Source organism: Streptomyces sp. NPDC056361, assembly GCF_042262805.1.
In the GTDB taxonomy this organism is placed as follows: Bacteria; Actinomycetota; Actinomycetes; order Streptomycetales; family Streptomycetaceae; genus Streptomyces.
This window is the reverse complement of the sequence record NZ_JBHJQI010000040.1, coordinates 1-14,485: the sequence shown is the minus strand read 5'-3', so window position 1 is coordinate 14,485 and position 14,485 is coordinate 1. Positions and strand designations below refer to the sequence as shown.

The following is a 14,485-nucleotide window of genomic DNA, read 5'->3' as shown; positions in this document are numbered from 1 at the left end:
GACTGGTACGTCGGCCCCGGTTCACGCTTGCCGCAACCCGCGGCGGCGACCCGGAGCCCTCCCGAAACTAGGAGACACCTTGAAGCGCGAGATCCACCCCGAGTACGTCGAGACCCAGGTCAGCTGCACCTGTGGCGCGTCGTTCACCACCCGTAGCACCCTGACCGAGGGCACCATCCGTGCCGAGGTCTGCTCCGAGTGCCACCCGTTCTACACGGGCAAGCAGAAGATCCTCGACACCGGCGGCCGTGTCGCCCGCTTCGAGGCCCGCTTCGGCAAGGCCACCGGCTCCGCCAAGTAGCGAGCCCCTGCGCCGGTCCACGGTCGCCCCGCGCGGGTGGCCGGGACCGGCGCTTTGCCGTCCCGTAGAACTGACGAAAACCAGGAGCCCCCGATGTTCGAGGCGGTCGAGGAACTGGTCGGCGAGCACGCCGACCTGGAGACGAAGCTCGCGGACCCTTCGGTCCACGCCGACCAGGCGAACGCGCGCAAGCTGAACAAGCGCTACGCCGAGCTGACCCCGATCGTCGCCACCTTCCGGGCCTGGAAGCAGACCGGTGACGACATCGAGACCGCCCGCGAGTTCGCCCACGACGACCCCGACTTCGCCGCCGAGGTCAAGCAGCTGGAGAAGGACCGGGAGGAGCTCACCGAGAAGCTCCGTCTGCTCCTCGTCCCGCGCGACCCGAGCGACGACAAGGACGTCATCCTGGAGATCAAGGCGGGCGCCGGCGGCGACGAGTCCGCGCTCTTCGCCGGCGACCTGCTCCGCATGTACCTCCGGTACGCCGAGCGCGTCGGCTGGAAGACCGAGATCATCGACGCCACCGAGTCCGAGCTGGGCGGCTACAAGGACGTCCAGGTCGCCGTGAAGACCAAGGGCGGCAACGGCGCCACCGAGCCCGGCCAGGGCGTCTGGGCCCGCCTCAAGTACGAGGGCGGGGTGCACCGCGTGCAGCGCGTGCCCGCGACCGAGTCCGCCGGCCGCATCCACACCTCCGCCGCCGGCGTGCTCGTCACGCCCGAGGCCGAGGAGGTCGAGGTCGAGGTGCACGCCAACGACCTGCGCATCGACGTCTACCGCTCGTCCGGCCCCGGCGGCCAGTCGGTCAACACCACCGACTCCGCCGTCCGCATCACGCACCTGCCGACCGGCATCGTCGCCTCCTGCCAGAACGAGAAGAGCCAGCTCCAGAACAAGGAGCAGGCCATGCGCATCCTGCGCTCGCGGCTGCTCGCCGCCGCCCAGGAGGAGGCCGAGTCGAAGGCCGCCGACGCCCGCCGCAGCCAGGTCCGCACGGTCGACCGGTCCGAGAAGATCCGCACGTACAACTTCCCGGAGAACCGGATCTCCGACCACCGCGTCGGCTTCAAGGCGTACAACCTCGACCAGGTCCTCGACGGCGACCTGGACCCCATGATCCAGGCGTGCGTCGACGCCGACTCGGCCGCCAAGCTCGCCGCGGCCTGAGTTCCGTAAGCCACACCCCGCACCACGGAGGACCAGCGTGAACCTGCTGCTTGCCGAGGTGGCCCAGGCCACCCAGCGGCTGGCCGACGCCGGCGTTCCCTCACCGCGTTTCGACGCCGAGGAGCTCGCCGCGTTCGTGCACGGCGTCAAGCGGGGGGAGCTGCACAACGTCAAGGACGCGGACTTCGACGCCCGCTACTGGGAGGCGGTCGCCCGCCGCGAGGCGCGCGAACCGCTCCAGCACATCACCGGGCGGGCGTTCTTCCGCTACCTGGAGCTCCAGGTGGGCCCCGGCGTCTTCGTGCCCCGCCCCGAGACCGAGTCGGTCGTCGGCTGGGCCATAGACGCCGTCCGCGCCATGGACGTCGTCGAACCGCTGATCGTCGACCTGTGCACCGGCTCCGGCGCCATCGCCCTCGCCATGGCCCAGGAGGTCCCGCGCTCGCGCGTGCACGCCGTCGAGCTGTCCGACGACGCCCTCCGCTGGACCCGCAAGAACGCCCAGGACTCCCGCGTCACCGTCCACCAGGGCGACGCGCTCAGCGCGCTCCCCGAGCTGGACGGCCAGGTCGACCTGGTCATCTCCAACCCGCCGTACATCCCGCTCACCGAGTGGGAGTACGTGGCACCCGAGGCCCGCGACCACGACCCGGAGATGGCCCTCTTCTCCGGCGAGGACGGCCTCGACACCATCCGCGGCATCGAGCGCACCGCCCACCGCCTGCTGCGGCCCGGCGGCCTCGTCGTCATCGAGCACGCGGACACCCAGGGCGGGCAGGTGCCGTGGATCTTCAACGAAGAGGCCGGCTGGGCCGACGCCGCCGACCACCCGGACCTGAACAACCGGCCGCGCTTCGCGACCGCCCGCAAGGCCATGCCATGACCGGCATGACCGCCATGACGAACCACGCGTACGAGGAGGCCGGGAACTGATGGCACGGCGATACGACTGCAACGAGGCGACCGACCGCGTGACCGGTCTGCGCGAAGCCGCGTCCGCCGTCCGCCGGGGCGAGCTGGTCGTGCTGCCCACCGACACCGTGTACGGGATCGGGGCGGACGCCTTCAGCAGCGAGGCCGTGGCGGACCTGCTCGCCGCCAAGGGCCGGGGCCGCAACATGCCCACGCCCGTGCTCATCGGCTCCCCGAACACCCTCCACGGCCTGGTCACCGACTTCTCCGAGCAGGCCTGGGAGCTCGTCGACGCCTTCTGGCCCGGCGCGCTCACCCTGGTCGCCAAGCACCAGCCGTCCCTCCAGTGGGACCTCGGCGACACCCGCGGGACCGTCGCGATCCGGATGCCGCTGCACCCGGTCGCCATCGAGCTGCTCACCGAGGTCGGCCCCATGGCCGTCTCCTCGGCCAACCTCACGGGACACCCGTCCCCGGAGGACTGCGACGCGGCCCAGCAGATGCTCGGCGACTCCGTCTCCGTGTACCTCGACGGCGGCCCGACGCCCGGCATCGTCCCCTCGTCCATCGTCGACGTCACGGGCAAGGTGCCGGTGCTGCTGCGCGAGGGCGCACTGTCCCCGGAGGAGCTCCGGAAGGTCGTACCCGACCTCGAGGTGGCCAGTTGACCGCCCCTGAGGGGCGTGGCATAGCGGGGTTCGACGACAGCAGCACCTTCCGCATCCTCCACGTCAGCACCGGCAACGTCTGCCGCTCGCCCATCACCGAGCGGCTGACCCGCCATGCCCTGTGCGACCGTCTCGGCGACCCCCTCGGCGGCGGCCTGATCGTGGAGAGCGCCGGCACCTGGGGCCACGAGGGCGCCCCCATGGAGGCCAACGCCGAGCTGGTCCTCGCCGACTTCGGCGCCGACTACAGCGGCTTCGTGGGCCGCGAGCTCCTCGACGAGCACGTCATCCGCGCCGACCTCGTCCTCACCGCGACCCGCGACCACCGGGCCCAGGTCATCTCCATGGGCCACTCGGCGGGCCTGCGCACCTTCACCCTGAAGGAGTTCACCCGCCTGGTCCGGGCGATCGACCCCGCCACCCTGCCCGACCCCCGCGACGAGGGGATGGTCGAGCGCGCCCGCGCCCTGGTCCGCGCCGCCGCGGCTCTACGCGGGTGGCTCCTCGCCCCCTCCGTCGACGCCGACGAGGTCAACGACCCCTACGGCGCCCCCATCACCTTCTTCCGCTCCATCGGCGACGAGATCAATCAGGCTCTCGACCCCGTCGTCACCGCTCTGACGGGCGTCTCCGCCCGCCGCTGACGGGCGGGGCGGCGGGGGCGCGCCTACATTGGTGGCATGCCGGTCACCGCGCCCCCCGATGAGGATCTGGATGTCCTGCGCCGGCAGGACCCGGAGATCGCCGACGTGCTCCTGGGGGAGGTGCGGAGGCAGGCGGACAGCCTGCAGCTGATCGCGGCGGAGAACTTCACGTCGTCGGCGGTGCTGGCGGCGCTGGGCTCGCCACTCGCGAACAAGTACGCCGAGGGGTATCCGGGCGCGCGCCACCACGGCGGTTGCGAGTACGCCGACGCGGCGGAGCGGATCGCCGTTGAGCGGGCCACTGCGCTCTTCGGAGCCGACCACGCGAACGTGCAGGCACACTCGGGCTCCTCGGCCGTCCTGGCGGCGTACGCGGCCCTCCTGAGGCCCGGTGACACGGTCCTGGCCATGGGCCTCGACCACGGCGGGCACCTCACGCACGGGTCGCCGGCGAACTTCTCCGGCCGGTGGTTCGACTTCGTGCCGTACGGCGTCGACGCCGAGACCGGGCTCATCGACTACGAGCAGGTCGCCGCGCTCGCCCGCCACCACCGCCCCAAGGCGATCGTCTGCGGCTCGATCTCCTACCCCCGCCACCTCGACTACGCGGTCTTCCGCGAGATCGCCGACGAGGTCGGCGCCTACCTCATCGCCGACGCGGCGCACCCCATCGGCCTGGTCGCCGGGGGAGCGGCCCCCAACCCCGTCCCGTACGCCGACGTGGTCTGCGCGACGACGCACAAGGTGCTGCGCGGCCCGCGCGGCGGAATGATCCTGTGCGGCAGGGACCTGGCGGGCCGGATCGACCGCGCGGTGTTCCCGTTCACGCAGGGCGGCGCCCAGATGCACACGATCGCGGCGAAGGCGGTGGCCTTCGGCGAGGCGTCCACCCCGGCGTTCACCGCGTACGCCCATCAGGTGGTGGAACACGCGAAGGTGCTCGCCGCCGCGCTCGCCGCCGAGGGCTTCGCGGTGACCACCGGCGGCACGGACACCCACCTCATCACCGCCGACCCGTCCCCCCTCGGCGTCGACGGCCGCACGGCCCGCGCCCGGCTCGCCGCCGCCGGCATGGTGCTCGACACCTGCGTCCTGCCGTACGGGGAGGGGCGCGGGATCCGGCTCGGCACGGCCGCCGTCACCACGCAGGGGATGGGCGCCCCGGAGATGGCCAGGATCGCCGCCCTGTTCACCGTCGCCCTCCGCGATGACGTGACGGAAACGGCCCGGGTACGGGCGGAGGTACGGGAGCTGACCGGCCGATTTCCCCCGTATGGTCGCTGAGCGGAGGCCGCCCGCAACCGTTCGGGCGGCCCCGGTGTCTCCAACCACATGGACGGCACGGCTAGGGTGTGGGGCTGAGATGGCCAGCGATTCCTGTGGGGCAGCCCGTGCGTGATTACCTGCTGACGCTCTGTGTCACGGCCGCGGTGACCTATCTGCTCACCGGTCCGGTGCGGAAGTTCGCCATCGCGACCGGGGCGATGCCGGAGATCCGCGCCCGCGACGTACACCGAGAACCGACTCCGCGGCTCGGTGGCATCGCCATGTTCTTCGGGCTGTGCGCGGGACTCCTCGTCGCCGCGCACCTGCAGAACCTCGGCAGCGTCTTCGAACTGTCCAACGAGCCCCGCGCGCTGCTGTCGGGCGCCGCGCTGATCTGGCTGATCGGCGTCCTCGACGACAAGTTCGAACTGGACGCGCTGATCAAGCTCGGCGCGCAGATGATCTCCGCCGGCGTGATGGTCGCGCAGGGTCTGACGATCCTGTGGCTGCCGATCCCGGGCGTCGGCACGGTCGCCCTCACCCCCGGGCAGGGCACGCTCCTCACGGTCGCCCTGGTCGTCCTCACGATCAACGCGGTGAACTTCGTCGACGGCCTCGACGGCCTCGCCGCCGGCATGGTCTGCATCGCCGCCGCGGCCTTCTTCCTGTACGCGTACCGCCTCTGGTACGGCTACACGATCGAGGCCGCCGCCCCCGCGACGCTGTTCGCCGCCATCCTCATGGGCATGTGCCTGGGCTTCCTGCCGCACAACATGCACCCGGCGCGGATCTTCATGGGCGACTCGGGCTCGATGCTGATCGGCCTGATCCTCGCCGCCTCGGCCATCTCGATCACCGGGCAGGTCGACCCCGACGTGCTGAAGCTGTTCGAGGGCTCGACCCGTCAGGCCACGCACGCCGCCCTGCCCGTGTTCATCCCGCTGGTGCTGCCGCTGACGATCATCGCGATCCCGATGGCGGACCTGATCCTGGCGATCGTGCGCCGGACGTGGAAGGGCCAGTCGCCGTTCGCGGCCGACCGCGGCCACCTGCACCACCGGCTCCTGGAGATCGGGCACTCGCACAGCCGCGCGGTGCTGATCATGTACTTCTGGTCGGCCCTGATCGCCTTCGGCACGCTGGCGTACTCGGTCCACTCGACGTCGATGTGGATCGTCCTCGGTGTCGTCGCGCTGAGCGCCATCGGCCTGGTGCTGCTCCTGCTGCCGCGGTTCGCGCCGCGCGCGCCCCGCTGGGCCGAGTCGGTCGTGCCGCCCCGGTACCGCCGGCGCAAGCGGATTTCGGCGCCGGAGCCCGTCGCGGAGGCCCCGGTGGTCGAAGAGGAGCGCGTTCCGGTGCCCGCGGGCATCAACGGAGCCACCGCCATCGGCAACCGCGCGCGCTTCCCCGACCGGCGGAAGGCCGGAACGCCGAGTTGACGAAAGCCGCATTCGCGGCCATTACCAGACACGGTGCCCCCGTGTCGCGCACACACGCGCGCCGTAACTCTCATGTGTGACGGTTGGCACACCTTATGGGTAAAGACCTATTCAAATAGTTTGTGATACCGTTCACGAGACCCGGCGACAGTGCCGAAAGACCGTAGTGCGACGGTCTGTTGGCCCCGAGACCCACCTCGGACCGGGCTTACGCTCGTCCATGACGACACCATCGCCCCCTCCATCACAAGCGGAGACACCGCCATGCCGTCCAACGACGCACGCACCCTGCTGCATACCGCCGTACCCACCGCTGCCGTCGGCGTCATCGCCACGGTCGTCAGCGGGGTGGTCGCCGGTGGCAAGGGTGCGCTCGGCGCCGTCGCCGGCACCCTGGTCGTGCTCCTCTTCATGGGTGTGGGGCTCGTGGTGCTCCAGCGGACGGCTAAGTCGCTGCCGCAGCTGTTCCAGGCCATGGGGCTCATGCTCTACACGGCCCAACTGCTGCTGCTCTTCATCTTTTTGGCCTTGTTCAAGGACACGACGCTGTTCGACTTCAAGGCCTTCGCCTTCACGCTGCTGGCGACGACCGTGGTGTGGGTCGCCGCTCAGGCCCGGGCCTACATGAAGGCCAAGATCATGTATGTCGAGCCCGAGAAGTCGGGGTCGAAGCAGTGAAGGGTAGGGCCGGGATAAAGCCGCGTTCGGCTTCCTGCTATCGTCCGGTGCCAACTGCGGCACTGCGGGCGCGGGCATCCGAGACGCCTGTCCCAGCGCGAGGCTCGATGCCGAACCGCCGCCCCCTTATCCGTAAGACCAGTCCAGTGCCGACCCGCGGCTGCGTGCCGCGCCGACACAACGAGGTTGCCGTACCTATGCGCCACGCTGAAGGAGCCCGCGGTGAGTGCTGACCAGACGCTTGCCTTCGACCCGGATTGCCACATCTTCACCGGATGTGGCTTCCCGGCGCCGGGCCTGCACACGTTCATGTACGAGCCCATGTTCTCCGTGGGTGGCTTCGACTTCACCAAGCCGATGCTGCTCGCCATCCTGGGTTCGCTCGTGGTCGTCGGGTTCTTCTGGGCCGCCTTCAACAAGCCCAAGCTGATCCCCGGCAAGATGCAGATGGTCGGTGAGGCCGGTTACGACTTCGTGCGCCGCGGCATCGTCTACGAGATCATCGGCAAGAAGGACGGCGAGAAGTACGTCCCGCTGATGGTGTCGATGTTCTTCTTCGTGTGGATGCTGAACCTCTGGTCGATCATCCCGCTCGCCCAGTTCCCGGTCACGTCGCTGATCGCCTTCCCGGCGGCTCTCGCGCTGATCGTGTACGTCCTCTGGGTCTCGCTGACCTTCAAGAAGCACGGCTTCGTCGGCGGCTGGAAGAACATCGTCGGCTACGACAAGTCGCTCGGCCCGATCCTGCCGCTCGTCGTGGTCCTCGAGTTCTTCTCGAACCTGCTCATCCGGCCCTTCACGCACGCGGTCCGACTGTTCGCGAACATGTTCGCCGGTCACCTGCTCATCGTGATGTTCTCGCTTGCCACCTGGTACCTCATGAACGGCCTGGGCTTCGTCTACGCCGGCGCCTCGTTCGTGATGGTCCTCGTGATGACCGCCTTCGAGCTCTTCATCCAGGCCGTCCAGGCGTACGTCTTCGTGCTCCTGGCCTGCAGCTACGTCCAGGGCGCGCTCTCCGAGCACCACTGAGTCCGGCCCTGACCGGCAGCACCACCCCCTAACCAACAGTCGTCCGGTGGCCAACCCCCACCGGGTCCTTGAAAGAGAAGGAAGAACCGGCATGTCCGCTCTCGAGACTCTCGCCGCCGTCAACGGAAACGTCGCCTCCATCGGCTACGGCCTCGCGGCCATCGGCCCCGGCGTCGGCGTCGGCATCATCTTCGGTAACGGCACCCAGGCCCTCGCCCGTCAGCCCGAGGCGGCCGGCCTGATCCGCACCAACCAGATCATGGGTTTCGCGTTCTGTGAGGCGCTCGCCCTCATCGGCATCGTCATGGGCTTCGTCTACAAGTAAGCCGGACCGACAGCCCAACTTTTACGGAAGGCACTGATGTGAACGCTCTGCTTCTTGCGGAAGCGGCGGAGGAGCAGCCCCCGCTCATCCCGCATCTCGACGAGCTCGTCATCGGCCTGATCGCCTTCGTCATCGTCTTCGGTTTCCTCGCCAAGAAGCTCCTCCCGAACATCAACAAGGTTCTGGAGCAGCGCCGCGAGGCCATCGAGGGTGGCATCGAGAAGGCCGAGTCGGCCCAGATCGAGGCTCAGAGTGTGCTGGAGCAGTACAAGGCCCAGCTCGCCGAGGCCCGCCACGAGGCCGCGCGTCTTCGCCAGGAGGCGACGGAGCAGGGCACCGCGATCATCCAGGAGATGAAGGCGGAGGGCCAGCGCCAGCGCGAGGAGATCATCGCGGCCGGCCACACGCAGATCGAGGCCGACCGCAAGGCCGCGTCCGCGTCGCTGCGCCAGGACGTGGGCAAGCTCGCCACCGACCTGGCCGGCAAGCTGGTCGGCGAGTCCCTCGAGGACGTCGCCCGCCAGAGCCGCACGATCGACCGCTTCCTCGAAGAGCTTGAGGAGAAGGCCGAGGCCGTCCGATGAACGGAGCGAGCCGCGAGGCACTGGCTGCCGCCCGTGAGTCCCTCGACGCACTGACCGACAACACGTCGGTCGACGCGACGAAGCTCGCGGACGAGCTGGCCGCCGTCACCACGCTGCTCGACCGCGAGGTGTCGCTGCGCCGGGTCCTGACCGACCCCGCACAGTCGGGTGAGGCCAAGGCCGAGCTCGCGCAGCGACTCCTGAGCGGTCAGGTGGGCGGCGAGACCGTCGACCTGGTCTCGGGCATGGTGCGTTCCCGCTGGTCGCGTTCGCGCGACCTGGTCGACGCGGCCGAGGAGCTGGCGAACATCGCCGACCTCACCGCGGCGCAGAAGGCGGGCGCGCTCGACGATGTCGAGGACGAGCTGTTCCGCTTCGGCCGGATCGTGTCCTCCAGCAACGAGCTCCGCTCGGCGCTGACGGACAAGGCCGCCACGGCGACCGCCAAGGGCGAGCTGCTCCGCAGCCTGCTCGGCGGCAAGGCCCACGCGTCGACCGAGCGCCTGGTCGTCCGTCTGGTGACCCAGCCCCGGGGACGTAGCCTGGAAGCGGGACTCGAGTCCCTGTCCAAGCTCGCCGCGGCGCGCCGGGACCGGATGGTCGCCGTCGTCACCTCGGCCGTGCCGCTGTCCGACCAGCAGAAGCAGCGCCTCGGTGCCGTCCTGGCCAAGCTGTACGGCCGCCAGATGCACCTGAACCTGGACGTGGACCCCGCGGTCCTCGGCGGGATCACCGTGCAGGTCGGCGACGAGGTCATCAACGGCTCCATCGCGGAGCGTCTCGACGAGGCGACCCGCCGACTGGCCGGCTGACGACAGCCACCGCAGCACACAGCTACACAGCATCACCAGCGGCCCGGTTGGGCCGTGCAGAGATTGCAGAAGATTCCTGGGGGTCGGCCCCCAGACCCCTTAAGAAACTTCGGGCCCAACAAGGAGAGCAGGGAACCCAGATGGCGGAGCTCACGATCCGGCCGGAGGAGATCCGGGACGCACTGGAGAACTTCGTCCAGTCGTACCAGCCGGACGCGGCCTCGCGCGAGGAGGTCGGCACGGTCAGCCTGGCCGGTGACGGTATCGCGAAGGTCGAGGGTCTTCCCTCGGCCATGGCGAACGAGCTGCTGAAGTTCGAGGACGGGACCCTCGGTCTCGCCCTGAACCTCGAAGAGCGCGAGATCGGCGCGATCGTCCTCGGCGAGTTCAGCGGCATCGAGGAGGGTCAGTCGGTGCAGCGCACCGGCGAGGTCCTCTCCGTCGGTGTCGGTGAGGGCTACCTGGGTCGCGTCGTCGACCCGCTCGGTAACCCGATCGACGGTCTCGGCGAGATCGCGACCGAGGGCCGCCGCGCCCTCGAGCTGCAGGCCCCGGGCGTTATGGCCCGTAAGTCGGTGCACGAGCCGATGGAGACCGGCTACAAGGCCGTCGACGCCATGACGCCGGTCGGCCGCGGCCAGCGTCAGCTGATCATCGGCGACCGCCAGACCGGCAAGACCGCGCTGTGCATCGACACGATCATCAACCAGCGCGACAACTGGCGCTCGGGCGACGTGAACAAGCAGGTCCGCTGCATCTACGTCGCCGTCGGCCAGAAGGGCTCGACCATCGCGTCCGTTCGCGGCGCCCTGGAAGAGGCCGGTGCGCTCGAGTACACGACGATCGTCGCCGCCCCGGCGTCCGACCCGGCCGGCTTCAAGTACCTGGCGCCGTACACCGGCTCCGCCATCGGTCAGCACTGGATGTACCAGGGCAAGCACGTCCTGATCGTCTTCGACGACCTGTCGAAGCAGGCCGACGCCTACCGCGCCGTGTCGCTGCTGCTGCGCCGCCCGCCGGGCCGTGAGGCCTACCCGGGTGACGTCTTCTACCTGCACTCGCGTCTCCTCGAGCGCTGCGCGAAGCTCTCGGACGAGCTCGGTGCGGGTTCGATGACCGGTCTTCCGATCGTCGAGACCAAGGCGAACGACGTGTCGGCGTTCATCCCGACCAACGTCATCTCCATCACCGACGGCCAGTGCTTCCTGGAGTCCGACCTGTTCAACGCCGGCCAGCGTCCGGCCCTGAACGTCGGTATCTCGGTCTCCCGTGTCGGTGGCTCCGCCCAGCACAAGGCGATGAAGCAGATCTCCGGTCGCCTCCGTGTCGACCTGGCCCAGTTCCGTGAGCTGGAGGCGTTCGCCGCCTTCGGTTCCGACCTGGACGCCGCGTCGAAGGCGCAGCTGGAGCGCGGTCAGCGGATGGTCGAGCTGCTCAAGCAGGCTCAGTACCAGCCGATGCCCACCGAGAACCAGGTCGTCTCCGTCTGGGCCGGCACCACCGGCAAGATGGACGACGTCCCGGTCGCCGACATCCGTCGCTTCGAGGCCGAGCTGCTGGCGTACCTGCGCCAGAACCACTCGGGTCTCATGACCTCCATCCGTGAGGGCGGCAAGATGTCCGACGACACCCTGCAGTCCGTCGGTGACGCCATCGCGGAGTTCAAGAAGCAGTTCGAGACCTCTGACGGCAAGCTGCTGGGCGAGGACGCTCCTGCCGCCGTCAACGTCTCGAAGTGACGACGGAAGGGACCTGACTCATGGGAGCGCAGCTCCGGGTCTACAAGCGTCGCATCAAATCCGTCACCGCGACGAAGAAGATCACCAAGGCGATGGAGATGATCGCCGCCTCGCGTGTCGTCAAGGCGCAGCGCAAGGTGCAGGCGTCGACTCCGTACGCGACCGAGCTGACGCGCGCGGTCACGGCGGTGGCCACGGGTGCGAACGACAAGCACCCGCTGACCACCGAGGCGGAGAACCCGGTCCGCGCCGCGGTACTGCTCCTCTCGAGCGACCGCGGTCTGGCCGGTGCCTTCAACTCCAACGCCATCAAGGCGGCGGAGAAGCTGACGGCGAAGCTGGAGAGCGAAGGCCGCGAGGTCACGATCTACGTCGTCGGCCGTCGTGGTATCGCGCACTACAACTTCCGTGAGCGGAAGCTGGCCGGCACGTGGACCGGGTTCACGGACCAGCCGTCGTACGGCGACGCCAAGACGATCGCGGCTCCGCTGATCGAGGCGATCGAGAAGGACACGGCGGAGGGTGGTGTGGACGAGCTCCACATCGTCTACACCGAGTTCGTCTCGATGATGACGCAGACGGCGGTCGAGGCCCGGCTGCTGCCCCTCAGCCTCGACGAGGTGGCGAAGGAGGCCGGCGACACGGACACGCTCCGTCCGCTGTACGACTTCGAGCCGTCGGCGGAGGACGTCCTCGACGCCCTGCTGCCCCGGTACGTCGAGAGCCGGATCTACAACGCGCTGCTCCAGTCGGCTGCCTCCAAGCACGCTGCCACGCGCCGCGCGATGAAGTCGGCGACCGACAACGCGGGAGACTTGATCAACAACCTCTCCCGACTTGCCAACGCGGCCCGCCAGGCCGAAATCACCCAGGAAATCAGCGAGATCGTCGGTGGCACCGCAGCCCTGGCCGACGCGACCGCGGGGAGTGACAAGTAATGACGACCACTGTTGAGACGGCCGCCGCCACGGGCCGCGTCGCCCGGGTCATCGGCCCGGTCGTCGACGTGGAGTTCCCCGTCGACGCGATGCCGGAGATCTACAACGCGCTGAACGTCGAGGTTCCGGACCCGGCCGAGGAGGGCGCGACCAAGACGCTGACCCTCGAGGTCGCCCAGCACCTCGGTGACGGCGTCGTCCGCACCATCTCCATGCAGCCCACCGACGGTCTGGTCCGCCAGGCCCCGGTGACCGACACGGGCACGGGCATCACCGTCCCGGTCGGTGACGCCACCAAGGGCCGCGTGTTCAACACGCTGGGCCAGGTGCTGAACGCCGACGAGTCCACCGTGGCCGACGCGCCGCGCTGGACGATCCACCGCAAGGCCCCGGCCTTCGACCAGCTCGAGTCCAAGACCGAGATGTTCGAGACCGGCCTGAAGGTCGTCGACCTCCTCACCCCGTACGTCAAGGGTGGAAAGATCGGTCTGTTCGGTGGTGCCGGTGTCGGCAAGACCGTTCTGATCCAGGAGATGATCGTCCGTGTGGCCAAGCTGCACGACGGTGTCTCCGTCTTCGCGGGCGTCGGCGAGCGCACCCGTGAGGGCAACGACCTCATGGTCGAGATGGAGGAGGCCGGCGTTCTCGACAAGACCGCGCTGGTCTTCGGCCAGATGGACGAGCCCCCGGGCACCCGTCTGCGCGTGGCCCTCGCCGGTCTGACCATGGCGGAGTACTTCCGCGATGTGCAGAAGCAGGACGTGCTGTTCTTCATCGACAACATCTTCCGCTTCACCCAGGCCGGTTCCGAGGTCTCCACGCTGCTCGGCCGCATGCCCTCCGCGGTGGGTTACCAGCCGAACCTGGCCGACGAGATGGGTCTCCTCCAGGAGCGCATCACGTCGACCCGTGGTCACTCGATCACCTCGATGCAGGCGATCTACGTCCCCGCGGACGACCTGACCGACCCGGCCCCGGCCACCACCTTCGCCCACCTCGACGCGACGACGGTTCTCTCCCGTCCGATCTCCGAGAAGGGCATCTACCCGGCCGTGGACCCGCTGGACTCCACGTCCCGGATCCTGGACCCGCGCTACATCGCGCAGGACCACTACGACGCCGCCACGCGCGTCAAGGGAATCCTGCAGAAGTACAAGGACCTCCAGGACATCATCGCGATCCTCGGTATCGACGAGCTGAGCGAGGAGGACAAGCTCGTTGTCCACCGCGCCCGCCGTGTCGAGCGCTTCCTGTCCCAGAACACCCACGCGGCGAAGCAGTTCACCGGTGTGGACGGTTCGGACGTTCCGCTCGACGAGTCGATCGCCGCGTTCAACGCGATCTGCGACGGTGAGTACGACCACTTCCCCGAGCAGGCGTTCTTCATGTGCGGTGGTCTTGAGGACCTCAAGAACAACGCCAAGGAGCTCGGCGTCTCCTGAGCCCCGTGCTCACCCGAGGGGGGTGGGATCCGTCCCGCCCCCCTCACCACGCCCACTAGAATTGACCCCAACACCCGGCACGACCGCCGGGTGGTGACCCGAGGAGCCACCCTTGGCTGCTGAGCTGCACGTCGAGCTGGTCGCCGCGGACCGGAGTGTCTGGTCCGGCGAGGCCACCTTGGTCATCGCGCGTACCACCTCCGGCGACATCGGCGTCATGCCCGGCCACCAGCCGCTGCTCGGTGTGCTGGAGTCGGGCCCGGTGACCATCCGTACGAGCGAGGGCGGGACCGTCGTCGCCGCCGTCCACGGCGGATTCATCTCGTTCGCCGACGACAAGCTGTCTCTGCTCGCGGAGATCTGCGAGCTGGCGGACGAGATCGACGCCCAGCGCGCCGAGCGCGCGCTGGAGCGTGCGAAGACGGACGAGGACGGCGCCGCCGAGCGTCGCGCCGAGGTCCGGCTGCGCGCGGTGTCGGTCCGCTGACGGTCCGCACCGACTGGTAGTGCCCTCAGCCGCGGCACGGTCCGGAAT

At 69.2% G+C, this 14,485-nt stretch carries 16 protein-coding genes; all 16 read left to right on the top strand.

Annotated elements, in window-relative coordinates:
• Window positions 1–79 precede the first annotated feature (79 nt).
• A complete protein-coding gene (gene rpmE / locus ACFCY7_RS15570) occupies window positions 80–301 on the top strand; it encodes a 50S ribosomal protein L31 (RefSeq protein WP_351861495.1) in 222 nt (73 codons plus the stop codon).
• Between the two features lie 93 nt (window positions 302–394).
• Window positions 395–1,471, top strand: a complete 1,077-nt coding sequence (gene prfA / locus ACFCY7_RS15565) for a peptide chain release factor 1 (RefSeq protein ID WP_376485073.1) — start codon at window positions 395–397, stop codon at window positions 1,469–1,471.
• 37 nt (window positions 1,472–1,508) lie between these two features.
• Window positions 1,509–2,354, top strand: a complete 846-nt coding sequence (gene prmC, locus ACFCY7_RS15560) for a peptide chain release factor N(5)-glutamine methyltransferase (RefSeq protein ID WP_376485071.1) — start codon at window positions 1,509–1,511, stop codon at window positions 2,352–2,354.
• 49 nt (window positions 2,355–2,403) lie between these two features.
• Window positions 2,404–3,051, top strand: a complete 648-nt coding sequence (locus tag ACFCY7_RS15555) for an L-threonylcarbamoyladenylate synthase (protein ID WP_376485069.1) — start codon at window positions 2,404–2,406, stop codon at window positions 3,049–3,051.
• The gene (locus ACFCY7_RS15550; protein WP_367822025.1) at window positions 3,048–3,695 is read left to right on the top strand and encodes a protein-tyrosine-phosphatase; all 648 of its coding nucleotides are present in this window, start codon (window positions 3,048–3,050) and stop codon (window positions 3,693–3,695) included. Before ACFCY7_RS15555 ends, ACFCY7_RS15550 begins: the two co-directional genes overlap by 4 nt.
• Window positions 3,696–3,731: 36 nt before the next feature.
• The gene (gene glyA / locus ACFCY7_RS15545; RefSeq protein WP_376485066.1) at window positions 3,732–4,979 is read left to right on the top strand and encodes a serine hydroxymethyltransferase; all 1,248 of its coding nucleotides are present in this window, start codon (window positions 3,732–3,734) and stop codon (window positions 4,977–4,979) included.
• A 107-nt stretch (window positions 4,980–5,086) separates the two neighbouring features.
• Window positions 5,087–6,400, top strand: a complete 1,314-nt coding sequence (locus ACFCY7_RS15540; protein ID WP_376485063.1) for an MraY family glycosyltransferase — start codon at window positions 5,087–5,089, stop codon at window positions 6,398–6,400.
• Window positions 6,401–6,664: 264 nt separating this feature from the next.
• The gene (locus ACFCY7_RS15535; RefSeq protein WP_367822019.1) at window positions 6,665–7,078 is read left to right on the top strand and encodes a hypothetical protein; all 414 of its coding nucleotides are present in this window, start codon (window positions 6,665–6,667) and stop codon (window positions 7,076–7,078) included.
• A gap of 222 nt (window positions 7,079–7,300) precedes the next feature.
• Window positions 7,301–8,110: a F0F1 ATP synthase subunit A gene (gene atpB, locus ACFCY7_RS15530; protein WP_015036204.1), complete on the top strand. Its 810-nt coding sequence runs from the start codon at window positions 7,301–7,303 to the stop codon at window positions 8,108–8,110.
• 91 nt (window positions 8,111–8,201) lie between these two features.
• Window positions 8,202–8,435, top strand: a complete 234-nt coding sequence (gene atpE / locus ACFCY7_RS15525; protein ID WP_010474382.1) for an ATP synthase F0 subunit C — start codon at window positions 8,202–8,204, stop codon at window positions 8,433–8,435.
• A 38-nt stretch (window positions 8,436–8,473) separates the two neighbouring features.
• A complete protein-coding gene (locus tag ACFCY7_RS15520) occupies window positions 8,474–9,019 on the top strand; it encodes a F0F1 ATP synthase subunit B (protein ID WP_367822016.1) in 546 nt (181 codons plus the stop codon).
• Complete coding sequence (locus tag ACFCY7_RS15515) at window positions 9,016–9,831, top strand: F0F1 ATP synthase subunit delta (protein ID WP_376485059.1); 816 nt, start codon at window positions 9,016–9,018, stop codon at window positions 9,829–9,831. Before ACFCY7_RS15520 ends, ACFCY7_RS15515 begins: the two co-directional genes overlap by 4 nt.
• A gap of 140 nt (window positions 9,832–9,971) precedes the next feature.
• Window positions 9,972–11,570 (top strand): F0F1 ATP synthase subunit alpha, encoded by a 1,599-nt coding sequence (gene atpA, locus ACFCY7_RS15510; protein WP_033206791.1) that lies wholly within the window; start codon window positions 9,972–9,974, stop codon window positions 11,568–11,570.
• Window positions 11,571–11,590: 20 nt separating this feature from the next.
• Complete coding sequence (locus ACFCY7_RS15505) at window positions 11,591–12,508, top strand: F0F1 ATP synthase subunit gamma (protein WP_376485057.1); 918 nt, start codon at window positions 11,591–11,593, stop codon at window positions 12,506–12,508.
• On the top strand, window positions 12,508–13,950 hold the full coding sequence (gene atpD, locus ACFCY7_RS15500; RefSeq protein ID WP_017236133.1) for a F0F1 ATP synthase subunit beta: 1,443 nt from the start codon (window positions 12,508–12,510) through the stop codon (window positions 13,948–13,950). The genes ACFCY7_RS15505 and atpD overlap by 1 nt, the downstream gene beginning before the upstream one ends.
• Window positions 13,951–14,062: 112 nt before the next feature.
• The gene (locus tag ACFCY7_RS15495; RefSeq protein WP_366307668.1) at window positions 14,063–14,437 is read left to right on the top strand and encodes a F0F1 ATP synthase subunit epsilon; all 375 of its coding nucleotides are present in this window, start codon (window positions 14,063–14,065) and stop codon (window positions 14,435–14,437) included.
• The last annotated feature ends 48 nt before the right edge of the window (window positions 14,438–14,485 follow it).